At 70.9% G+C, this 21,985-nt stretch carries 19 protein-coding genes; 13 read left to right on the top strand and 6 right to left on the bottom strand.

Annotated elements, in window-relative coordinates; genetic code table 11:
• Position 1 precedes the first annotated feature (1 nt).
• Complete coding sequence (locus ACQPYY_RS23805) at positions 2–1,153, bottom strand: polyprenyl synthetase family protein (RefSeq protein WP_379106663.1); 1,152 nt, start codon at positions 1,151–1,153, stop codon at positions 2–4.
• A gap of 214 nt (positions 1,154–1,367) precedes the next feature.
• Here ACQPYY_RS23805 and ACQPYY_RS23800 point away from each other — a divergent pair, with 214 nt between their 5' ends.
• Together ACQPYY_RS23800 and ACQPYY_RS23795 are read left to right on the top strand one after the other, a co-directional pair.
• Entirely contained in the window at positions 1,368–2,366 is a 999-nt protein-coding gene (locus ACQPYY_RS23800) for a methylenetetrahydrofolate reductase (protein ID WP_357094999.1), read from the top strand.
• Between the two features lie 113 nt (positions 2,367–2,479).
• Positions 2,480–3,349 (top strand): hypothetical protein, encoded by an 870-nt coding sequence (locus tag ACQPYY_RS23795; protein WP_433591042.1) that lies wholly within the window; start codon positions 2,480–2,482, stop codon positions 3,347–3,349.
• A gap of 9 nt (positions 3,350–3,358) precedes the next feature.
• On the opposite strand, the gene ACQPYY_RS23790 is transcribed toward ACQPYY_RS23795, so the two are convergent.
• The 5 genes from ACQPYY_RS23790 to ACQPYY_RS23770 form a co-directional block, all read right to left on the bottom strand.
• Positions 3,359–4,501, bottom strand: a complete 1,143-nt coding sequence (locus ACQPYY_RS23790) for a glycosyltransferase (protein ID WP_379106493.1) — start codon at positions 4,499–4,501, stop codon at positions 3,359–3,361.
• Positions 4,502–4,511: 10 nt separating this feature from the next.
• Positions 4,512–5,261, bottom strand: a complete 750-nt coding sequence (locus ACQPYY_RS23785) for an LppM family (lipo)protein (protein WP_379106492.1) — start codon at positions 5,259–5,261, stop codon at positions 4,512–4,514.
• 21 nt (positions 5,262–5,282) lie between these two features.
• A complete protein-coding gene (locus ACQPYY_RS23780) occupies positions 5,283–6,107 on the bottom strand; it encodes a carotenoid biosynthesis protein (protein WP_433591041.1) in 825 nt (274 codons plus the stop codon).
• Between the two features lie 193 nt (positions 6,108–6,300).
• On the bottom strand, positions 6,301–7,923 hold the full coding sequence (locus ACQPYY_RS23775; protein ID WP_433591040.1) for a phytoene desaturase family protein: 1,623 nt from the start codon (positions 7,921–7,923) through the stop codon (positions 6,301–6,303).
• Positions 7,920–8,531, bottom strand: coding sequence for a GNAT family N-acetyltransferase (locus ACQPYY_RS23770; RefSeq protein ID WP_357095017.1), 612 nt, complete (start codon positions 8,529–8,531; stop codon positions 7,920–7,922). Before ACQPYY_RS23770 ends, ACQPYY_RS23775 begins: the two co-directional genes overlap by 4 nt.
• A gap of 208 nt (positions 8,532–8,739) precedes the next feature.
• On the opposite strand from ACQPYY_RS23770, the gene ACQPYY_RS23765 reads away from it, so the two are divergent.
• The 11 genes from ACQPYY_RS23765 (at position 8,740) to ftsW (ending at position 21,970) form a co-directional block, all read left to right on the top strand.
• Positions 8,740–9,180, top strand: coding sequence for an SAV_6107 family HEPN domain-containing protein (locus ACQPYY_RS23765; protein WP_357095020.1), 441 nt, complete (start codon positions 8,740–8,742; stop codon positions 9,178–9,180).
• A 125-nt stretch (positions 9,181–9,305) separates the two neighbouring features.
• The gene (locus ACQPYY_RS23760; protein WP_357286701.1) at positions 9,306–9,731 is read left to right on the top strand and encodes a DUF3040 domain-containing protein; all 426 of its coding nucleotides are present in this window, start codon (positions 9,306–9,308) and stop codon (positions 9,729–9,731) included.
• A gap of 460 nt (positions 9,732–10,191) precedes the next feature.
• The gene (gene mraZ / locus ACQPYY_RS23755; protein ID WP_213560465.1) at positions 10,192–10,623 is read left to right on the top strand and encodes a division/cell wall cluster transcriptional repressor MraZ; all 432 of its coding nucleotides are present in this window, start codon (positions 10,192–10,194) and stop codon (positions 10,621–10,623) included.
• 200 nt (positions 10,624–10,823) lie between these two features.
• Entirely contained in the window at positions 10,824–11,804 is a 981-nt protein-coding gene (rsmH, locus tag ACQPYY_RS23750) for a 16S rRNA (cytosine(1402)-N(4))-methyltransferase RsmH (RefSeq protein ID WP_433591039.1), read from the top strand.
• Positions 11,805–11,880: 76 nt separating this feature from the next.
• Positions 11,881–12,564 (top strand): hypothetical protein, encoded by a 684-nt coding sequence (locus ACQPYY_RS23745; RefSeq protein ID WP_379106480.1) that lies wholly within the window; start codon positions 11,881–11,883, stop codon positions 12,562–12,564.
• Between the two features lie 46 nt (positions 12,565–12,610).
• Positions 12,611–14,566: a peptidoglycan D,D-transpeptidase FtsI family protein gene (locus tag ACQPYY_RS23740; protein ID WP_433591038.1), complete on the top strand. Its 1,956-nt coding sequence runs from the start codon at positions 12,611–12,613 to the stop codon at positions 14,564–14,566.
• Positions 14,567–14,706: 140 nt separating this feature from the next.
• Complete coding sequence (locus ACQPYY_RS23735) at positions 14,707–16,374, top strand: UDP-N-acetylmuramoyl-L-alanyl-D-glutamate--2,6-diaminopimelate ligase (protein WP_433591037.1); 1,668 nt, start codon at positions 14,707–14,709, stop codon at positions 16,372–16,374.
• Entirely contained in the window at positions 16,371–17,855 is a 1,485-nt protein-coding gene (locus ACQPYY_RS23730) for a UDP-N-acetylmuramoyl-tripeptide--D-alanyl-D-alanine ligase (protein WP_433591036.1), read from the top strand. The genes ACQPYY_RS23735 and ACQPYY_RS23730 overlap by 4 nt, the downstream gene beginning before the upstream one ends.
• Complete coding sequence (gene mraY, locus ACQPYY_RS23725) at positions 17,852–18,928, top strand: phospho-N-acetylmuramoyl-pentapeptide-transferase (RefSeq protein WP_357287437.1); 1,077 nt, start codon at positions 17,852–17,854, stop codon at positions 18,926–18,928. The genes ACQPYY_RS23730 and mraY overlap by 4 nt, the downstream gene beginning before the upstream one ends.
• A gap of 49 nt (positions 18,929–18,977) precedes the next feature.
• The gene (gene murD / locus ACQPYY_RS23720; RefSeq protein WP_379106660.1) at positions 18,978–20,420 is read left to right on the top strand and encodes a UDP-N-acetylmuramoyl-L-alanine--D-glutamate ligase; all 1,443 of its coding nucleotides are present in this window, start codon (positions 18,978–18,980) and stop codon (positions 20,418–20,420) included.
• Positions 20,417–21,970, top strand: coding sequence for a putative lipid II flippase FtsW (gene ftsW / locus ACQPYY_RS23715; RefSeq protein ID WP_433591035.1), 1,554 nt, complete (start codon positions 20,417–20,419; stop codon positions 21,968–21,970). The genes murD and ftsW overlap by 4 nt, the downstream gene beginning before the upstream one ends.
• The last annotated feature ends 15 nt before the right edge of the window (positions 21,971–21,985 follow it).

Below are 21,985 nucleotides of genomic sequence, written 5' to 3'. Positions count from 1 at the left end.
GTCAGTAGTGCCGCGCGGTGGCCGAGAGAGCCATGCCGCGCAGCTGCCGGGCCGCCTCCGGTGTCACGGTGCTGGCGTCCAGGGCGGTCAGGGCCTGCTCGGTGAGCGAGGCGATGCGCTGCTCGACGGCGTCGACCGCGCCGAGTTCGGTGAGGGCCGTGCGCAATTCGGCGACCTGCTCGGCGCTGAGGTCGGTGCCGAGGCTGGTGCGGATGAGCGCGGCGGTGGCGGGCGCGGTGGCGTCGGCGCGTTGCAGGGCCTCGGCGATGAGCACGGTGTGCTTGCCCTCGCGCAGGTCGTCGCCGGACGGCTTGCCGGTGACGGCCGGATCGCCGAACACGCCGAGCAGGTCGTCGCGCAGCTGGAAGGCGATGCCGATATCGGTGCCGAATTCGCGGTAGGCGGCGATCACGTCGGGGGAGGCCCCGGCCAGCGCCGCGCCCATGTGCAGCGGGCGTTCGATGGTGTAGGCGGCGGTCTTGAACCGGTTGATCCGCAGCGCGGCCTCCACCGACTCGTCGCCCGCGGACTCGCCGTGGATGTCGAGCAGCTGGCCGCCCAGCACCTCGGTGCGCATGGCCGCCCAGACCGGGGCGAAGCGGGCGGCGGCGTCGGCGGGCAGCCCGGCGTCGCGGGTCATGTCGTCGGCCCAGGCCAGGGCCAGGTCGCCGATGAGGACGGCGACGCTGACGCCGTAGTGGTCGGCGTCACCCGTCCAGTGCTGATCCCGGTGCCGCTGTTCGTACTCCACGTGCACGGTCGGGAAGCCGCGCCGGGTGCGCGAGGAGTCGATGATGTCGTCGTGGATGAGTGCGCACGCCTGCACCAGTTCCAGTGCCGAGCAGGCGGTGAGCACCGCGTCGGCGTCCGGGTCCTCGGGGCTGCGGCCCGCGCCCAGCCAGCCGGTCCAGGCGAAGGCGGGGCGGGTGCGCTTGCCGCCGCGAATGACGAAGTTCTCCAGGGCCGCGGCCGCGTCCACGAAGACCGGGCCGAGGGGCTCGACGATCGGTTCCCGGGTGCGGAAGAAGGCGGTGAGACGGTCCTCCACGGCGGCGACGAGCGATCCCGCGCCGACCGGGTGGCGGGTGGGGGTACCGGGTCCGGCGGACAGGGGAGCCTCCTTGGTGAGTGCGCGGCGCGGCGCGAGCGCGATTCCCCGATGATCGGTCCCGGCGCGCGTGCGACGATGGCGAACGCCCCTATGACCGGCCCGATCGCGCGGGCGTCAGGTCCGCGCGCGGGGTTCGCCCCGACTCTACCGACCACCGGGTCGCGGCCGGGAATCGGTCGGGCCCGGTTGGTCCCACCTGCTGGGATAGGCACAGGTCGGGGTCCGGGGCTCGGGCGCGGACCCGTAAAATACTGGCGTGAGTTTCGACAATGTACGGGGATATTCGACCCCTGGCCGAGTTTCCCGCACACCTCATGTGTCCGGAACTCGCTCCGTGGTGCAGCAGCTGGGCCCACGTCCCGATGGGTCGGTTCCGTTCTCGGTCGAGTTCAATCCGCCGCGTGACGCCGCCGGCGAGGCGCGCCTGTGGCGGGCCGCCCGCGAGTTCGAACGGCTGCATCCGGCGTTCGTGTCGATGACCTACGGCGCGGGCGGCTCCACCCGCGACCGCACCATCCGGGTCACCGGCGAGCTGGCGCGCGAGACCACGTTGCTGACCGTCGCCCACCTGACCGCGGTGGACCACTCGGTCGCGGAACTGCGCTCCATCGTCGGCGCGTACGCCGACTCGGGCATCCGCAATCTGCTGGTGCTGCGCGGCGATCCGCCGGGCGACGTGCTGGGCGAGTGGCTCAAGCACCCCGAGGGCGTCGAGTACGCCGAGGAGCTGGTGCGCATCGTGCGCGACCTGGGCGACTTCCACGTGGGTGTCGCCTCGTTCCCGCAGGGCCACCCGCGCTCCACCGACCTCGACGACGACACCCGCTTCCTGGTGTCGAAACTGCGCGCGGGCGCGGAGTATTCGATCACCCAGATGTTCTTCGACGTGGATCACTATCTGCGCCTGCGGGATCGGGCCATCGCGGCCGATCCGATCGAGGGCGCCAAGCCGATCATTCCCGAGCTCATGCCGGTCACCTCGCTGCGCACGGTCGAGCGCGCGGAGGAGCTGTCGGGGCGTCCGCTCCCGGCGAAGGTGATCGAGCGGCTGCGCAAGGCCGCGGGCACCGGGCCGGAGGAGGATCGCGCGGCGGTCCGGGCCGAGGGCATCCAGATCGCCACGGAGATGGCGCAACGCCTGATCTCCGAGGGCGCGCCCTGCCTGCATTTCATCACCCTGAATTTCGCCAAGGCCACCAGCGAAGTGCTGGCGAACCTGGGCTATTCGGTCTCGGCCGCGCCGGCCAACGCCTGAACGGACCGGTTCGCACCGCGAATCGGCTCCGGCATGCCGGAGCAAATGAACGGAATGCACTGGTCAGCGGAGTACCGTCCCCTCACGACTCGTGACCTCGAGGGGAGCCCTTCATGTCCGTGTTCCACCACATCGTCCGGGTGGCCGGCGCTGTCAGCGCCTGCGCCGTGCTCGCCGCCGCCGGACCGGCAACCCTGGCGGGACCCGCCGCCGCGGCCCCGGCGCAAGCTGATACCGGCGACGCCACCGTCGCCGCGGTGAGCCCCGAGGCCGCCGCCGCGCTGGCCGCCATCACCGCGGTGAACGAGACCACCGGCCGCGCCGACGCCACCGCTCGCCCGGATACCTCGGCTCGCACCGACAGCGCGGCTCGTCCGGACACCACCGGCCGGTCCGATGCCGCCGGGCCGTCGTCCGCTCCGACGGACTGGCTGTCGGCCTACGGTCAGGCCGTCGAAGGACTCCAGACCTTGGGCATCAAGCCCTTCCTGTACCCGACCGCCGCGCCGTTCTGCCTCGGCGGCACCACGCTGGGCCTGGCTCCCGCCATGGCGGGCAGCATCCCGGGTCCGTGGCCGCACTACGCGATCTCCATTCCCGGCCTGGATCTTTCGGCCGTCAAGGCGGGCCAGACCATGTTCGCGTTCGTGCCCTACGGCATCGCCCCCGACGGCGCGGACACCTCCGGCATGCAGGTCGCCTGGTTCAACACCACCACCGGCCACGGCGGCCTGGTGCCGATGGGCCCGCTGAACCAGGTGCTCAATGCCATGATCCCGCCGCAGGTCCCGAACGAGTTGCGGCCCATGGTCGAACAGGCCGTGCACGACTACTTCACCGCGGCCCTGCCGGTCGGCGGCGTCCGCGCGGTTCCGGTGAACACCGGGTCGGGCACGGTGCTGGCGGCCATGTTCGGCACGGTCCGCAATGGCGACACCACCTGCTTCTTCCTGCCGACCATCGGGATGACGCCGGTTCCCTGATCGGGACTCTCAGCCGACGGTCCGGCCCTTCCAGCGCAGCGCGCGGGTGCGATGTGCGCGGTGGGACCGGGCCGACAGGGCCAGGTAGGCGGCGACCGAGAACGGGTGTGCCAGTGCCGCAAGGGCATCCGTGGCGTCGACCGGGCCGCCGTTCTCGGTGGAGCGGGCCAGCAGGCGGGCGGTGACGGCGGCGGTATAGCCGAGCAGTCCGATCCGGCGCACGCGTCCGCGCCCGCACACCGCCGCGAGGGGTGGAACCCAGAAGGCCAGCGCCGCAATCGAACCGACCGCGAGACTGCCCGCGGGCCCGCCGTAGGCCGACCACAGCCAGCGGCTGAAGCCCTCGCTCACCTCGGCGGCGTCCCGGTACATGCGGGTCTCGGCGAGGGGCCCGGCCGCGATCAGTGTGGTGGGCCGGCCCGCGCGCCGCAGCTCGCGGGCGATGGCCAGATCCTCGGTGACGCTGTCCGCGACCGCGGCGTGCCCGCCGACGGCCCGGTAGGCGGCGGCGTCGAAGACCAGGAACTGCCCGCACGCCACGGCCATCGACGGCCGCCGGGTCCGATTCGCCGGCGCGACCGGCAGAGTCGAGGCCCACGACCAGCACAGCAGCGGCTGGACGAGGCGTTCGACGGGGGAGACCGCGAGCTGGCGGGGCCACGGGCAGAGCAGATCGGTTCGGGCCGACCGCAGTTCCCGGACCGCGGCCGACAGCGCGCCGGGCGCGAGCCGCACGTCGGCGTCGAGGAAGACCAGCACGCCGTCGGTGGTGTCGGCGAGTTCGGCCAGCCGGGCGCAGGCCGCGGTCTTGCCGGTCCAGCCGGGCGCCGGATCGGTGTCGTTGCGGGAGAGTAGGAATCGGTGGTCGCCGCGGATGGCCGCGCGCGCCGCCTCGAAGGTGTCGTCGGTGGAGCCGTCGTCGAGCACGAGGACCCGCAGGCGCGGCAGATCGGGCTGGGCGCGCAGATCCGCGATGAGCTCGGGCAGCCGGTCGGCCTCGTCGCGGGCCGGGACGCAGACGGTGACCGGTTCGATGACGGTGGGCCCGCCGCGCCGCAGCCGGGGGAGGGTGAGGCGATTGGCGAGGGCCACCGAGGCGCCGAAGGCGGCGACGGCGCTCGCGGCCGTCACCGCCTTCGGGGCGAGAGTCATGGGGTGTGTGCTATCGCGTGTTGGTGCGGTCCGGGCGCAGCCAGCGCGCGGCACGCACGTAGGCCGGCGGATCGGGGTTGCGGGTCATGTACGCCAGCACCGCGACCACCGCCGCCACCGCGAGGGTGATGCCGCCGACGATGCCCGCCCAGCCGGCGAAGGACCGCGTATTCGGGTCCGCGTAGCCGACTTCGGCGCGCAGTGTGCTGACATCGCCGGGCGGCAGCTTCCAGGTGACCACCGAGTCGCCCTCGCGGGTGCCGTTGGTGGTGGCGACGCGCGCCGGGAAGGCGACGGTCAGCTGCACGTCGGAACCCTGCGGCGGCAGCGACTTCAGGTCCACCCGGCCGGTCAGGGTGACCAGGTCGCCGGTGCGGGCGAAGACCAGGTTGAACATGCCGGAGGTCTGGTCGGACAGGCCGCCGAGCTGCTGCACCTCACCGAAGGTGAGATCGTCGAAGTACACCTGGCTGCCGACGTAGCCGTCCTGCGCGTAGGAGTCCACCCGCACCTTGCCGGACAGGCCGTCGGGGGCCACGAGCTGCGGGCCCTTGTCCTTCTCGTGCTGGGGCACGGCCGCGGCGACGATGCGCCCGGACACCCGGTCGTTGGAGGACACGCCCATGGATACCTGTACCCGCAGGCACCCGGTCAGCAGGACCGCCAACCCCGCGAACAGGATGACGGCCACGGTCCGTACCCATCGCCGCGATCGCCGCCGGGGTGGGGCGGATTCGAGGGTTCCCTCTGCTGTCGACATGTTCGGACTCGGCTGCACGGCTCACATCGTGCCATGCGTCCCGGGCCACAGGGTGATTCGACGGGCCCTCAGCCCCCGAACCAGCGGAATCCCCAGCACCCCGAGCCCGCAGCACCCGTACACCGCCGACACCGGCAGCCCCAGGAACACCGCGTGCGCCAGCGTCGACCCCAGCCACGTCCACCCGAACACCGCCACCGGAACCACCCGAGCCGCACCCGAATCCGGCGCGGTCCGATCCCACCCCGCCAGCAGCCCGGCCATCACCGCAGCCACCGCGAACCAGCCGAGATAGTTACTGACCGGAATCTCCGCCAGTCCCGGCAGCCCGGGAATCGGCGAACGCCATGTCCACTGCCCGTCGGCCACCATCTGCGGATCCAGGAACAGATCCCACCCGACGGCCCCGGCCGCGGTCAGCGAAACCCGCCCGGCCATACCCTTCGCCAGCATCCCCGCCACGACCCACACCGGATACAGCCCACCCGTCCACGCCAGCGGAACCACCACGGGCACCCCGAACACCCCGGGCCCCAGCCGCCCGCTCGCATAGTCGTAGCCGCCGAACGGAATCCCGGTGGCCGTCCCCGCAACCTCCGCCGCCAGCCCCACCCCCGACACGATCACCAGCACCCCGGCCGCCCAGCACACGTTCCGGGTGACTCCCGCGTGCACGAGCGCCGTAGCGGCGGAGAGCAGCACGACCGCCACGGTCACCCGATCCCGCCCCACCCCGTCCGCCAGCGGATAAGCGATCTGCACCAGGACCAGCAACACCGCGGGCACCGCCGCGACAACTGTCGCCCGCTCGATGCCCGACGTCCGCAACTGTTCCAGCGCAGTCATCACGCACCGTCGCGCGGTCGAACGGCGCCGCCACCCGGGCGGACACGGTGTCGGACGGCCGGTACCCGTGCGGGGCGGTTCGCCGCGGCAGTGCCGTCAGGATTCGCGGCCGCCCACGGCCCCGCCGCCGCGGTCGCGGGCTGGGCCGCAACGGTTTCGGCGGCTGAGCGGTGGCCCGATAGCGCGGGGTCGGTCATCGCCGGAACGAGAACAGGCGGCGGGGGCGTAGGTCGCGCTCCACGATGCGGGCCACGCTGCGGCCGCTGGCGCCGGAGACGCCGCCGCCCGGGTGGGTGGACGCGCCGGTGAGGTAGAGGCCCGGGGCGCCGGGGACGCGCTGGTCGGCGAGTTCGGGCAGGGGCCGCCACATGAACATCTGGTCGATGGACATCTCGACGTGCATGACGTTGCCGCCGAGCAGGCCCATCTCGCGTTCCAGGTCGGCGGGGGTCTGGACGTAGCGCTGGGTGATGGAGTCGGCGAATCCCGGTGCGAGGGCGTCGACTTCGGCGATGATGCGGTCGGCCTCGGCCTCGGTCTCGGCGTGCGCGGACCAGTCGCTGCCGTCGGCGAGATCGTAGGGATGCCACTGCGACCACAGGGTGACCTGGTGTTCGCCCGCGGGGGCGATGCTCGGGTCCAGGGCGCTGAAGGTCATGGCCAGGACGACCGGACGCGGCGGCAGGTCGCCCGCCAGGGCCGCGCCGTGGGCGCGGCGCAGTTCGCGGCGGTCGGTGACGAGTAGTTGCAGCCCGTGCGCCGATTCGCCGGTCTCGGCTCCGGGATAGCGGGGAAGTTCGCTGATCGCGGCGCGCACCACCATGCCGATGCCGGGTCCCACCCGGATGCGGCGTCGCCAGTCGGCGATCGTCGCGGTGTCGAATCCGCCCTGTTCCAGCAGGTTCAGGGTGGTGAGGATGTGGCTGCCCGCGATCACGGTGTCCGCGGACAGGTTTCGCCCGCTCGCGGTGCGCACCCCCCACCGGTCGCCGCGGCGGGTCAGGGCGGTCACCGCGTCGCCGGGGGAGACGACGCCGCCGTCGGATTCCAGCCGCGCCACCAGTGCCGCGCTCAGCGCGCCGCTGCCGCCGACCGCGCGCCCGGGCGGCAGGGTGTGCATGAGCGCCGCGAACCCGACCATGGGCGCGGACCCGGGCTCGGACATGGGCGGCCCGGACTGCGCGCCGAACCAGGCCAGCGCCGCCTTCAGTCGTTCGCTGTCGAACAGGCTGTCCAGCAGCGCGTCTCCGCTCTGCATCATTTCCCGGGACAGGGCCCCGCCGCTGGCCCGCCCGGTGGCCCCGGCCGCCTCGCGGGGATCCATGCCCCAGAACGACTTCAGCAGATGCCCGCCGGTCGGCGTGCCGGAGAAGGCCCGCATCACCCGTGCGCTGCGCGGACCCCACACGGTCGCGAACCGCCGGTACGCGTCGGCGTCGCGCTGCCCGCAGGCGGCGGCGATGGACGCGCAGGTCCGGTCCAGATCACGGTGGAAGACGATGGGCGCCGTCCCGCTCCCGGCGGGCGCGGGCGCGAAAGCCCAGGGGTCGCAGTCGATATAGCGCAGCCCGAACCGGGCCAGCTCGAGCTCCTCGATGATCCCGGTGTGCCGGATCATGATGTGCGCCGAGGACCCCCGATCGACCAGATGCCCGGGGAACCGTTCGACGGTGGAGACGGCCCCGCCCAGCACGGTGTCGCGTTCGAGCACCTCGACCCGATGCCCGGCCTTGGCCAGGTAGCAGGCCGCGACCAGCGCGTTGTGCCCCGATCCGACGACTACGACTGTGCGGGAACCGTTGTCGCGCCCGCTCACAGGGGCAGCCGCCGCCCGAGCACCGCGAACCGGCGGGTGTCGCCGGAGAAGATGAAGTGCCGCACCACATCCCCGAACCCCTGGCGCCGGTACAGCCGCCAGGCCCGGTTGGCCTCGCGGTCCACCTCGGGGGTGGACAGCAGCACGGTGCGCTCGGGCCGGTTCTGCAGCAGCCGGGTGAGCAGGATCTCGCCGAGTCCGCGGCCCTGCGCGGCGGGGTGCACGTGGAGTTCGGTGAGCTCGAAGTAGTCCGAAAGCAGTTCCCGCGCGCCGGATTCGGGCCAGCCGGTGCGCCGCATGCCGCTGTACACCTGCTGATGCCACCACTGGTGCGGCGCGCCGTGATAGCCGTAGGCGATGGCCACGATGGGCGCGGTGCGCAGGTCCAGGCGCCCGTCGTCGTCGGGCAGCACCGCGGCCACGGCCTGCCATCCGGGGCGGGTGGTGTGCTCGGTCCACATGGGTGCGCGCTGGTGTTCGGTGCCGCGGGGATAGTCCATCGCCGCGACGTAGACCGCCAGGGCGTCGTGCAGCCGGTGCCGCAGGGTCGCGGCCGACAGGTCGACCACGACGGGTGCCGGCGTCGGTTTGGGGGTGACTGCGGTCATCGGCTGGACGCAACTCTCGTTGGCGCGGACGGATGGATCGACAGTAGCGCCACGGTGGGCGTCTCAACTTGTCGGTGGGTCTCTCTATATTCAAACCCAACAGAAACCTTCGAATGCCTGTTCGATCATCGAGTTGGGTGAAATGCCTGATCGGGACGCGTTGTCCTTATAGATGTGATTCGGGTGTGCGAGTGGGGAGGTACGCGAAATGACCGGGAAAACTGAACGTCCGGGCCACCCGGGCCGCGCCGGCGACCTGCTGCGCAAGGCCGACGGGCTGTTGTCGGAGGCACGGGGAGAACGCGATCCGGCGGAGCGTTTCCGCATCGCCTACCTGGCCGCGCTACGCGGGGCGGGCGCGGTGCTGGCGCTGACGGGGGCCGACCGTGCGCCCCGGGCCCGCTCCCGCAACGCCTGGGTCCTGATGCAGCGCGCGGCACCGGAATTCGTCATGTGGACGGACTATTTCACCGGCCAGTCCGAGACCCGCGCGGCGCTCGAGGCGGGCCTGTCCCGGCCCGTCGACGACCACCGCGCCGACGAGTTCGCTTCGCGGGTAGGCGCATTCCTGCACGACGTGGCGGATCTGCTGGCCGCCGCGTCGCGGCTTCGGCCCAGTTCAGGGTGGGTGAACGGAATGCTGGCGTGAGTATCGGCGAGTAGGTGGTCCGGTTCTGATCGAACTCGTATTATTGGTGGCAGATAGCCGCCAAGGTCGGCTACCCGTCGTCTACCCGGAGGCGACAGCCACCACCTAGTGCCGGGGGAGGTACCGTGCCACTCTCCGAGCACGAGCAGCGCATGCTCGAACAGATCGAGAGCGCGCTCTATGCTGAGGATCCGAAGTTCGCCTCGACTGTTCGGGGCGGGCGGTTACGTTCTGCCACCGGTCGGCGCAGACTCCAGGCGGCGGCCTTGTTCGTCCTCGGCCTGTTTCTCTTGGTGGCGGGCATCGCCGCTCCGTTCAAGCCCGGCGGCTTCCCGATCATCAGTCTCGTCGGCTTCATCGTCATGTTCGGCGCGGGTGTGCTGTTGCTGATCGGTGGCCCCCGCATGGGCGGTTCGGCCGGTCGGGCCTCGGACGCTCATCCCAGCCAGGGCGGCGCTCCCGGCGCCGGCCGCGGCAAGCCCCGCAAGCAGGGCGGGTTCTCCGCGCGGATGGAGGACCGGTTCCGCAAGAGGTTCGAACAGGACAGTTGACCGGGCTACCGTGCGGTCGAGTGCTTTCGGACCCGCGCGGTAGCGGACCACGATCGACCAACTGAAGATCTTCACGACACGCCGTGACGCCACACCGATTTGAGGTGTGGCGTCACGGCGTTTCTGGTTGGTCGGGGATCGGCGTGTCGGGTGGCGGCCACGATTCCCCACACCTCCCCACGGGGGTGCCCCACCCCGCCCCACGAGTGCCGGAAATGCACGCTATCTGCGGGTTTGCTGGCGGTTGTCGGGTGCCTGCCGGCGCGCGTCGCGCGTGTCGGGGGAACTGCGCGAAATCTTCCCCACCATCGTGATAGCTGGTGTGACCTGCGAAGTTCGCCAAGCGGGGACCGAGATCACCGGCGCTTTCGATTGAAAGTGGGGGAAAGTGGGGTAATGTGGAGCCCGCACTACAGGAGGCCGACAGTCGAGAGGGTGATCCGGCAGGAGGTGTCGAGACGTGTTTCTCGGTACCTATACCCCTCGATTGGACGACAAAGGGCGACTGACGTTGCCTGCGAAGTTCCGGGACGAGCTGGCGGGAGGGTTGATGGTCACGAAGGGACAGGACCACAGCCTTGCCGTTTATCCCAAGGACGAGTTCACCGCGCTCGCGCGGAGAGCCGCGGCCGCGTCCCGATCGAACCCGCAGGCCCGAGCATTCGTCCGGGCCTTGGCGGCTTCCAGCGATGAGCAACGTCCGGACGCACAGGGCCGGATCATGCTGTCGGCAGAGCATCGCCGCTACGCGAATCTCTCCAAGGATTGCGTGGTGATCGGCTCGGTCGACTTCCTCGAGATATGGGACAAGACGGCGTGGGATTCCTACCTCGCCGAGCATGAGGAGGACTACTCGCAGGCCAGAGACGAGTCGCTGGGCGAGATCTTCTAGCCCGAGCGAGGCGAGTGCCCTGCGGCCTCTGCCCGACACCGACCCTGACGTACTTCCCCAACGCCAGGTGCGGTGCTTCGGTCAGAGACCACGGGGCATTCGCCCTAATTCGAAGGTCGTTGTGAAGAGGCCCGCCGTCGCTCGCTATCCGATGTGGCCGTGCGAATGAACGTGAGGCAGTGAATTCCGGGAGGTCCTAGGTGAACCAGAGCAATGACGGCCCCCGCCATGTTCCGGTTCTCCTGCATCGCGCTGACGAAATCCTCGGTCCCGCACTGCATTCCGAGGGCGCCGTCTACCTGGACTGCACGCTCGGTCTCGGCGGTCACGCCGAGCATTTCTTGCGCGCCTACCCGAACATCAGACTCGTCGGCCTGGATCGCGACACCGCCGCGCTGCGGCTGGCGGGGGAGCGACTAGCGCCGTTCCGGGACCGGATCACCCTGGTGCACACCAGATATGACGGGATCCCCGCCGCGCTCGAACAGGCCGGCCTGCCCGAAAAGGGTTCGGTCAGCGCCATTCTCATGGATCTGGGCGTGTCCTCCATGCAGCTGGACGAGGCCGATCGCGGGTTCGCCTACTCGGTGGACGCGCCGCTGGACATGCGGATGGACTTCAGCACCGGCCCCACCGCGGCCGACGTGCTCAATACCTACAGTCACGGCGAACTGGCCCGGGTGCTGAAAACCTATGGCGAGGAACGGTTCGCGGGCAAGATCGCCTCGGAGATCCTGCGGCGGCGCCAGCGCACCCCGTTCACCACGAGCGCCCAGCTGGTGGAGCTGCTCTACGACACCATCCCGGCCGCGGCCCGGCGCACCGGCGGGCATCCCGCCAAGCGCACCTTCCAGGCTTTGCGGGTGGAGGTGAACCGCGAGCTGGAATCGCTCGAGGCGGCGATGCCCGCGGCGCTGGACGCGCTGGCCCCGGGCGGCCGCATCGTGGTGATGAGCTATCAGTCCCTCGAGGACCGGGTGGTGAAGGTGGAGCTGGCCAAGCGGTCGGCGTCGCGCACCCCCCTGGACCTGCCGGTCGAATTGCCCGGCATGGGACCGGAATTCAAGATCCTGACCCGCGGTGCGGAGAAGGCGACCGAGCAGGAGATCGAGGAGAACCCGCGAGCCGCTCCGGTGCGCATGCGGGCGGCGGAACGTATCGCAGGGGAGGACAGGGCATGAGTGGTCAGGCGCGGAGGCGGCAGCGCGGGGGCGGCGGGCGGTTCCGGGCCGCGACCCGAGAGATCGGAGCCGCGCTATGACGATCAAGACGCAGGTGAGCCGGGGGGCCCGCCGGGTGCAGGCCGCCGAGCGGGTCAAATCGGGTGCGGCGCAACGAGCCTACGCCCGGCGCCGCAATCGCGAGGGCGGCGTGGAGCTGCCCGGGATGCGCCGCGGCCGGCGCAGTGAATCCATTCCGCGCGGGCGGATGTCCTTCGTGGCCACCATCATCGCGCTGCTGGGCTGCGGTCTGGCCTTGACGCTGTTGCTCACCACCCGCGCCACCGAGGACAGCTACCAGCTCGGCGATCAGCGCCGCGCCAATCAGAAGCTGTCCGACGAGCGGGACGCGCTACAGCGCGAGGTGGCCGCGGCCGACTCGGCGCCCGAATTGGCCCAGCGCGCCGCCGAACTCGGCATGATCCCGGCCAAGGATCCGGCCCGCCTGATCATCGCGCCCGACGGTCAGGTGACCGTGGTCGGCAATCCGCAGCCCGCGCAGGGCGCTCCGGCTCCCGCGCTGAACACCACTCCGGCCGCGGCCCCGCCCAAGCAGTCGCAGACGCAGGGTGAGCGGGTCGTCCCGGTGCCCACCACCCCGGCGGCGCCGCCCACGACGACCCCGGCCCCGCCGACCACCTCGGCCGCGAATCCCGTTCCGGCGTCCCCGCTTCCGACGCCGCAGAACCCGGCGGTCCAGGCGAACGGCGTGCCGCGGTGATCGAACCGTCGCGGCCGACCACGATGCCCGTGAATGGGGCTGGTCGATGAGCCCTACCCGCGCGGGGCGCGGGCGTGATTCCGGCCGGGGCCGTTCCGATTCCGGCCGGGGGCGCGCCGCCGTCGCACGGGCGAAGTCCGGGTCGGGCCGCGCGGGTTCGGGGCCGGGCCGGCAGTTCAGACCGCGGCCGGCTCCGGGATTGGATTCGAGTACGCGGTTCCGGTTCGGGGTGGGCCGGCTGGTGATGCTGGTGGCGATCGTCGTGGCCGCCATCCAATTGCTGTGGGTACAGAGCATTTCCGCGCCGAAGCTCTCCGCGGAGGCGGCCAGTCAGCGGACCGTGAAGCTGGCCGATCCCGCCACCCGGGGGCCGATCACCGACCGCTACGGGAAGTCGCTGGCGTTCACCATCGCCGCCAAGGCGTTGACCTTCCAGCCGGTGCGGGTCCGCAAGGATCTGGCCGACGAGCGCGAGAAGCAGCCGAAGACCGCTCCGGACCCGGACGACCGGCTCGCCGCCATCGCCAAGTACTTGCACGAGAAGCTGGGTAAGGAAGCTCCCGCGAAGGACATCCTGGCCAAGCTGAAGAGCGACGAGCCGTTCGTCTATCTGGTGCGCAATGTGGATCCGCGGGTCGCCGCCGACATCACGCTGAAGTTCCCGGAGGTCGGGCTCGAACGCCAGGACATGCGTGAGTACCCGGGTGGCGCGCTGGCCGCCAATGTGATCGGCGCGACCGGCTGGGACGGGCACGGGCAGATCGGCCTGGAGTCCTCGATGGACGCCCTGCTGGCCGGTTCGGACGGCTCGATGACCTACGACCGCGGCTCCGACGGCGCGGTGATCCCGGGTTCGTGGCGTGACCGCCAGCCCGCGGTGAACGGTTTCGGCGTGGAGCTGACCCTGGATTCGGATCTGCAGTACTACGTGCAGCAGCAGGTGCAGCAGGCCAAGGATCTGTCGGGCGCGAGCGCGGCCTCGGCGGTGGTGCTGGACGTGCACACCGGCCAGGTGCTGGCCATGGCCAATGACAACACCTTCAATCCGGCGATGGGACCGCGCTTCTGGTCCACCACCGATCTGGGCAATCCGTCGGTGCAGGAGGTGTACGAGCCCGGCTCGGTGAACAAGATCGTCACCGCGGCCTCGGCCATCGAGTACGGCCTCACCAACCCCGATGAGGTGCTCCAGGTTCCGGGCAGCATCTTCATGGGCGGGGTCACCGTGCACGACGCCTGGGAGCACGGCGTCGCCCCCTATACGACCACCGGCGTCTTCGGGAAGTCCTCGAACGTGGGCACCCTGATGCTGGCGCAGCGGGTCGGTGAGGACCGCTACTTCGACATGCTCAAGAAGTTCGGCCTGGGTCAGCGCACCGGCGTCGGCCTGCCCGGCGAGAGCAGCGGCGTGGTGCCCGCGCGTGACCAGTGGTCGGGCTCGACCTTCGCCAACCTGCCCATCGGCCAGGGTCTTTCGATGACGACCCTGCAGATGACCGGCATGTACCAGGCCATCGCCAACGACGGCGTGCGGATGCCGCCGCGCATCGTGAAGGCCAAGATCGCCCCGGACGGCGCGCGCACCGAGGAGGAGCCGCCGGAGGGCGTGAAGGTGGTGAGCCCGCAGACCGCCAAGACCCTGCAGCAGATGTTCCAGGCCGTGGTGCAGAAGGATCCGCGCGGCGTCCAGTCCGGCACCGGCGGCCCGGCCTCGATCGAGGGCTATCAGATCGCCGGCAAGACCGGCACCGCGCAGCAGATCGATCCCAAGTGCCGCTGCTACTCCAGCGACCGCTACTGGATCACCTTCGCGGGCATGGCCCCCGCCGACAATCCGCGCTACGTGATCGGCATGATGCTCGACGCGCCCATGCGCAGCTCGGACGGCAGCGGTGGCGGGTCGGCCGCGCCCCTGTTCCACAGCATCGCGTCGTGGCTGCTGCAGCGGGACCGGATCCCGCCGTCACCGCCCGCCAAACAGCTGATTCTGCAGGCGAGTTAGAGCAGGGAACGAATGGTCGTGACGCACGCCGCCGCCGATACCACCACCGGCGGGTGACCGAACTGCGCCGTGCCGATCGCACGGCAATCGAACACAGGTAACCTGACACGTCGATCCGGTCGTCCGGATCTTTTCTACATATGAAACCCGCCCGTGAGAGGAGCTTCGTGCCCGCGCAGTCCAGCCCGCAGGTGTTCCGGCCCGCCGCACCGGCGGCGACCAGCTTGCGCACGGTCTCGGAGCTGACGGGCGCGACGCCCGCCGGGTCCGCGGCAGGTTTGCAGGACATCCAGGTCACGGGTATCGAGCAGCGGTCGAACGCGGTGCTGCCGGGAGATCTGTTCGCCGGTCTGGCCGGTGGGCATTCCCATGGCGCGCGCTACGCCGCCGACGCGGTGGCGCGCGGCGCGGTCGCGGTCCTCACCGATCCGGCGGGTGCGGAGCTGATCGGCGAGATCGCCGTCCCCGTGCTGGTGCACGCCGCGCCGCGCACGATTCTCGGCGAGTTGTCCTCGGCCCTGTACGGTGATCCGTCTCGCAAACTGCGCATCATCGGTATCACCGGCACCTCCGGCAAGACCACCACCTCCTATCTGGTGGAGGCCGGGCTGGCCGCGTCGGGGCTGCGCACCGCGCTGATCGGCACCATCGAGACCCGCATCGGCGGGGTCCGGGTGCCCTCGGCGCTCACCACCCCCGAGGCCCCGCAGCTGCACGCCATGTTCGCGGTCATGGTCGAGCAGGGCGTGGACGCGGTGGTGATGGAGGTGTCGAGCCATGCGCTGGCGCTGGGCCGGGTGGACGGGGTGAGCTTCGCGGTCGGCGCGTTCACCAACCTGTCCCAGGACCATCTCGACTTCCACGCCGACTTCGAGGACTACTTCGCGGCCAAGCGCCGCCTGTTCATTCCCGACGGCCCGGACACCGCCGCCGGGTCGCGCCCCTCGGTGGCCGCGCGCACGGCGGTGATCTGCGTGGACGACGAGTGGGGCCGGCGCTTGGCGGGCGATGTATCCGACTGCCTGGCAGCCGAATCCGGTGATACCACCGGCCGCGTGCGCACCGTGGCGACCCGCGCGGGCGCGCCGGCCGACTGGACCGCGGGCGAGGCGACCGCCGGGACCGGCGGCACCCAGGAATTCACCGCGTCGGGGCCGGGTGTCAATGTGGATGTGCGGTTGCGGCTTCCGGGCGCGTACAACATCGCCAACGGGCTGCTGGCGGTCGCGGTCTGCGCGGCGGCGGGCGCCGATATCGAGACTTCCGCAGCGGCGCTCGGCGAGGTCGACGTGCCGGGCCGCATGCAGCGGGTGGATAGGGGTCAGGAGTTTCTGGCCGTGGTGGACTACGCGCACAAGCCCGCCGCGATCGAATCGGTCGTGGCCACCCTGCGCACGTGGTTGGCCGAGAAGGGGACGGGACGTCTGGCCGTGGTGGTGGGCGCGGGCGGTGATCGCGATGCCGGCAAGCGGCCCCTCATGGGTGCGGCGGCGGCGCGCGGCAGCGACCTGGCCATCATTACCGACGACAATCCGCGCAGCGAGGACCCGGCCGCCATCCGCGCCGCGGTGCTCGCCGGGGCCGAACAGGTGCCGGACGCGGAACGCGGTGAGGTCCGGGAGGTCGGGGACCGGGCGGCCGCGATCCACGCCGCCGTGAACTGGGCGCGGCCCGGGGACGCGGTGCTGGTCGCGGGCAAGGGACATGAGACAGGGCAGGAGATTGCAGGCGTGAAGCAGCCGTTCGACGACCGTGAGGTACTCGCGGCCGCCCTGTCGGAAAAGACGAGGGACCTGACGCATTCATGATCGAGATGACTTTGCGGGAGATCGCGGAGGTCGTGGGCGGCACGCTGCACGACGTCGCCGATCCCGAGGCGAAGGTCACCGGCTCGGCCGAATTCGACTCGCGCCGAATCGGTTCCGGTGACCTGTTCCTGGCGCTGCCGGGTGAGCGCGCCGACGGCCACGACTTCGCGGCGCAGGCCGTCGCGCAGGGCGCGGTCGCGGTGCTCGCCGCGCGGCCGGTCGGGGTGCCCGCCATCGTGGTGGAGCCCCACCCCGGGAACACCCGCGCCATCGCACTGGCCCACGACACCGACGGCTCCGGCGCGGCGGTGCTGGACGCGCTGGCCGCGCTGGCCCGCGCCAGCGTGGACCGGCTGGTGCGGGCCGGGAGCCTGACCGTGGTCGGGGTGACCGGCTCGTCCGGCAAGACCTCCACCAAGGATCTGATCGCGGCCGTGCTCGCGCCGCTGGGATCCGTTGTGGCCCCGCCCGGTTCGTTCAACAACGAGCTCGGCCACCCGTGGACGGCGCTGCGCGCCGACGCGCAGACCCGGTTCCTGGTGCTGGAGCTGTCGGCTCGCGGCCCGGGACACATCAAGGCGCTCACCGAGATCGCTCCGCCCGGTGTCGGCGTCGTGCTGAATGTCGGCACCGCGCACCTGGGTGAGTTCGGCAGCCGAGAGGTGATCGCGCAGACCAAGGGTGAACTGGTCGAGGCGCTTCCGGTCTCCGGGCTGGCGGTGCTGAACGCCGACGACCACCTGGTCGCGAAGATGGCCGGGCGCACCGCCGCCCGGGTGGTGACCGTGGGCCTGGCGTCCTCGGCCGACGTGCGCGCCGCCGACGTCGTGCTCGACGAGCAGGCGCGCGCCCGATTCACGCTGCACGCCAACGGCGAATCGGTCGACGTCCAGCTGGCCGTGTCCGGCGAGCACCAGGTCGGCAACGCCCTGTCCGCGGCCGCCGTCGCCCTCGACCAGGGCGCGGATCTCGCGACCGTCGCGGCGGCGCTGGCCGGCGCGGCCGCCGTCTCGGCCCGCCGTATGGACGTGCGCACCCGCGCCGACGGCGTCACCGTCGTCAACGACTCCTACAACGCCAACCCGGATTCGGTCCGTGCCGCGCTCAAGGCGCTGGTCACCATGTCCCGCGCCGGGGCCGAGCCGCGGCCCAGCTGGGCGGTGCTCGGCGAAATGGGTGAACTGGGCGAGGAATCCGTTCTCGAACACGACAAGATCGGCCGCCTGGTGGTGCGCCTGGACGTGGACCGGCTGATCGTGGTCGGTCAGGGTCGTCCGGTGCGCGCCATGTTCCAGGGCGCCGTGCAGGAGGGCTCGTGGGGTGAGGAAGCCATCCACGTGCCCGATATCGACTCGGCCATCGCGCTGCTCGACGAAGAACTCGAGCCGGGCGCGGTGGTGCTGGTCAAGGCATCCAAGTCCGTCGGTCTGTGGACCGTCGCCGAACACCTGATCGGTGCGGAGCAGGAGGCCGCTCGATGACCCAGATTCTCTTGTCGGCCGCGATCGCGCTGGCCGTTTCGATTCTGCTCACCCCCGTGGTGATCCGCTATTTCGCCAAGCAGGGCTTCGGCCAGGAGATCCGGGTCGACGGCCCGGAGAGCCACAAGGCCAAGCGCGGCACCCCGACCATGGGCGGCGTCGCCATCATCATCGGTATGTGGGCCGGTTACCTGGGCTCGCACCTGATCTCCATGACCTACGGCGAGCCGGGCCCCTCGGCCTCGGGCCTGCTGGTCATGGGCCTGGCCACCGCGCTGGGTTTCGTCGGCTTCACCGACGACCTGATCAAGCTGCGCAAGCAGCGCAACCTGGGTCTGACCGCGGCCGGGAAGTACATCGGCCAGCTCACCTCGGCGGTGGTGTTCGGTGTCCTGGCCTTGCAGTTCAAGAACATTCACGGCCTCACCCCCGGCGACAAGCGGCTGTCATACACCCGCGACATCAACACGCTGTCGATGAGCGTGGTGGTGTTCCTGGCGTTCGTCTGCCTCATCGTGGTGGCCTGGTCCAACGCGGTGAACCTGACCGACGGCCTGGACGGTCTGGCCGCGGGCTCGATGAGCCTGGTGCTGGGCGCGTACATGATCATCACCTTCTGGCAGTGGCGTAACTCCTGCTCCGCGCACGCGGTGGCGGGCTGCTACCAGGTGCGTGATCCGCTCGACCTGGCGCTGGTGTGCGCGGCGGGCGGTGCGGCCTGTATCGGCTTCCTGTGGTGGAATGCCGCGCCCGCCAAGATCTTCATGGGCGACACCGGTTCGCTGATGCTGGGCGGCCTGCTCGCGGGCCTGTCCATCACCACCCGCACCGAGCTGCTGATGGTCGTCATCGGCGCGCTGTTCGTGGCCGAGACCACCTCGGTGGTGCTGCAGGTGGCGGTGTTCCGCGCGACCCGTAATCGCTTGTTCAAGATGGCACCGTTCCATCACCACTTCGAGCTGAGCGGGTGGGCCGAGACCTCGGTGATCATCCGGTTCTGGTTGCTGGCCGGTATGGCCTCGGCGATCGGACTGGGCCTGTTCTACAGCGAATACCTCTCTGCGGCAGGGTGAGACAGCAATGGCCGAACATTCTCCGAGGGTCCTGCGGTCGCCGGGGCCCATGCTCGAATTCCTGCGTGGCCGTGACGTTCTGGTCGCCGGGTGGGGTGTCTCCGGGCGTTCGCTGATCGAACCGCTGCGCGATATCGGTGCGCGGCCGGTGGTCACCGACAGCGGCGCCAAGGCGCTGGCCGAGGCCGCCGAACTGGGTCTGGGCACCGCCACCAGCGCGGATCTGCTGGAACCGGATGCGCTGCGCCGCTTCGCGCTGGTCATCACCAGCCCGGGCTGGCGGCCGGATTCGCCGGTGCTGGCGTCCGCGGTGACCGAGGGCATCCCGGTGTGGGGTGACGTCGAGTTCGCGTGGTGGGTGGACCAGGCCCGTATCTACGGTCCGGTCCGCAAGTGGCTGGTGATCACCGGCACCAACGGCAAGACCACCACCACCCAGATGACGCACTCGATCCTGCGTGCCGCCGGCATCCCGTCGGTGGCCTGCGGCAATATCGGGCTGCCCATCCTGGACGCGCTGCGCCGCAATCCCGGCCCGCAGATCCTGGCCGTGGAACTGTCCTCGTTCCAGCTGCACTGGGCTCCGTCGGTCCGCCCCGAGGCCGGGGTGGTGCTGAATGTGGCCGAGGATCACCTGGATTGGCACGGCGGCCTGGACGCCTATGCCGCCGCCAAGGCGCGCGCGCTGACCGGCCGGGTCGGCGTGGTCGGCCTCGACGATCAGGTGGCCGCGGCGCTGGCCCGCAAGTCCAAGGCGCGCCGCACCGTCGGCTTCCGCATCGGCGTGCCCGCCGACGGCGAGCTGGGCGTGGTGGACGGCAAGCTGCTCGACCGCGCCTTCACCAAGGCCGCCATCCTGGCCGAGACCGGCGACATCAGTCCGCAGGGTCCGGCGGGCGTGGCCGACGCGCTGGCCGCGGCCGCGCTCACCCGGTCCATCGACGTGGCCCCGCAGTTCGTCAAGGAGGGCTTGCAGGAGCATCGGGTCGGTCCGCACCGGGCGGCCTTCGTGCGCGAGTTGTCGGGCGTGGAGTTCGTCGACGACTCCAAGGCCACCAACCCGCACGCCGCGCGTTCGTCGATCCTGGCCCACCCCAACGTGATCTGGGTGGCCGGCGGTCAGCTGAAGGGCGCGGGCGTCGAGGACCTCATCGAGGAGTGCCGCGAACACCTGGTCGCGGCCGTGCTGTTCGGGCAGGACGCGGCCGTGATCGCGGCCGCACTCGCGCGACACGCCCCCGATGTCCCGGTGGTGGAGCTGAATTCGGGGGACGATGCTCGAATGGGTGACCCCTTCACCGAGATCGAGCCCGAAGCGGTGATGGCGCGCGCGGTCCGCGTGGCGGCCGGTTTCGCCCATCGCGGCGATACCGTGCTGCTGGCTCCGGCCGCGGCATCCCTGGACATGTTCGCCGACTACACGCACCGCGGGCGCAGTTTCGCGGCCGCCGTGCAGGCCCTGGACGAGAAGGACATCGGGAGAACAGAGTGACAGCGGCGACACCGCGGCGGGCCGCGCCAGGAGGTGAGCGGCGGGTCGGGAACAAGGGCCCACAGCGTCTACGAACCGGATGGTTCGTTGCGTGGCTGGCCCGCCCGCTGGCGTCGTTCCACCTGGTGGTGGCGATCGCGGTACTGCTCACCGTGCTCGGGCTGGTCATGGTGCTCTCGGCCTCCAGCGTGGAGTCCTACGCCGGTGGCGGCTCGGCCTATTCGCTGTTCTTCACCCAGGCGGTGCTGGCCGCGGTCGGCGCGGTGCTGTTCTACATCGCGTTGCGCATCCCCATGCGGGTGATGCGGCAGCTGTCGTTCCCGGTGTTCGCGCTGTCGGTGGTGCTGCTGGTGCTGGTGCTGATTCCCGGCGTCGGCACCAAGGTGCAGGGTTCGCAGCGCTGGTTCGACCTGGGCGTGGTGTCGGTGCAGCCCTCGGAGATCGCGAAAGTGACGCTGGTGGTGTGGGGTTCGCACCTGCTGGCGTCGCGGCAGTCCGAGAAGGCCGGGTACAAGGACATTCTCATGCCGCTGGTGCCGGCCGGACTGCTGGTCTGTCTGCTGGTGGTGCTCGAGCCGAACCTGTCCACCACCATCGCGCTCGGCATCGTGCTGACCTCGCTGCTGTGGTTCGGTGGGCTGCCGCTGCGCATGTTCGTCACCATCGCGGTGTCGGGCGTGGTGGCGGCCTCCATCCTCGCGCTCTCGGCCGGGTATCGCTCGGACCGCATGCGCGCCTTCTTCAATCCGGGCGACGATCCGCAGGGCATCGGCTACCAGGCCCGCCAGGCCATGTATTCCCTTGCCGACGGCGGTATCTGGGGTCGCGGCCTGGGCCAGTCGCGCGCCAAGTGGAGCTATCTCCCCAACGCGCACAACGACTTCATCTTCGCCATCATCGGCGAGGAGCTCGGCTTCCTCGGCTGCGCGCTGGTGCTCGGGCTGTTCGCGCTGTTCGTGTACACGGGCCTGCGGATCGCCTCGCGGTCGGTGGATCCGTTCATCCGGCTGCTGACCGCCTCGGCCACCACCTGGATCACCGGGCAGGCGCTGATCAATGTCGGCTACGTGGTGGGTTTGCTGCCGGTGACCGGTCTGCAGCTGCCGCTGGTCTCCGCGGGCGGCTCCTCGCTGGCGATCACCCTGTTCATGTTCGGCATCATCGCCAATGCCGCCCGGCACGAGCCGGAGGCGGTGGCGGCGCTGCACGCCGGGCAGGACGGCCGGTTCAGCCGTCTGCTGCGGCTGCCCAAACCCGACATCTACTCGCCCGCCCGGGCCGCGCGCGCCCGCGCCAAGTCCAAGGCGACAGGTAAGTCCAAGGCGACCGGCAAGCCGAAGGCGAACGCGAAGGTGAAGTCCGCGCCGCAGAAGCGCGCGCTACCCTCGGGGCGGGGCCGGGGCGGCTCGGCGGAATCATCCTCGCGGCGGTCGGTAGATTCGGATTCGGCCCGGCGCACCAGCCGCTCCACGGAATCGTGGCGCAGTACCCGGGCCTGGGAGCCCAACTATCCGATGAAACACGCCAGGGAACGGGGTAATTCGAGGTGACAGTGGAGCGGCCGG

Source organism: Nocardia sp. CA-145437, from assembly GCF_050956485.1.
GTDB lineage: Bacteria > Actinomycetota > Actinomycetes > Mycobacteriales > Mycobacteriaceae > Nocardia.
This window is presented reverse-complemented; position numbering and strand designations above follow the sequence as displayed.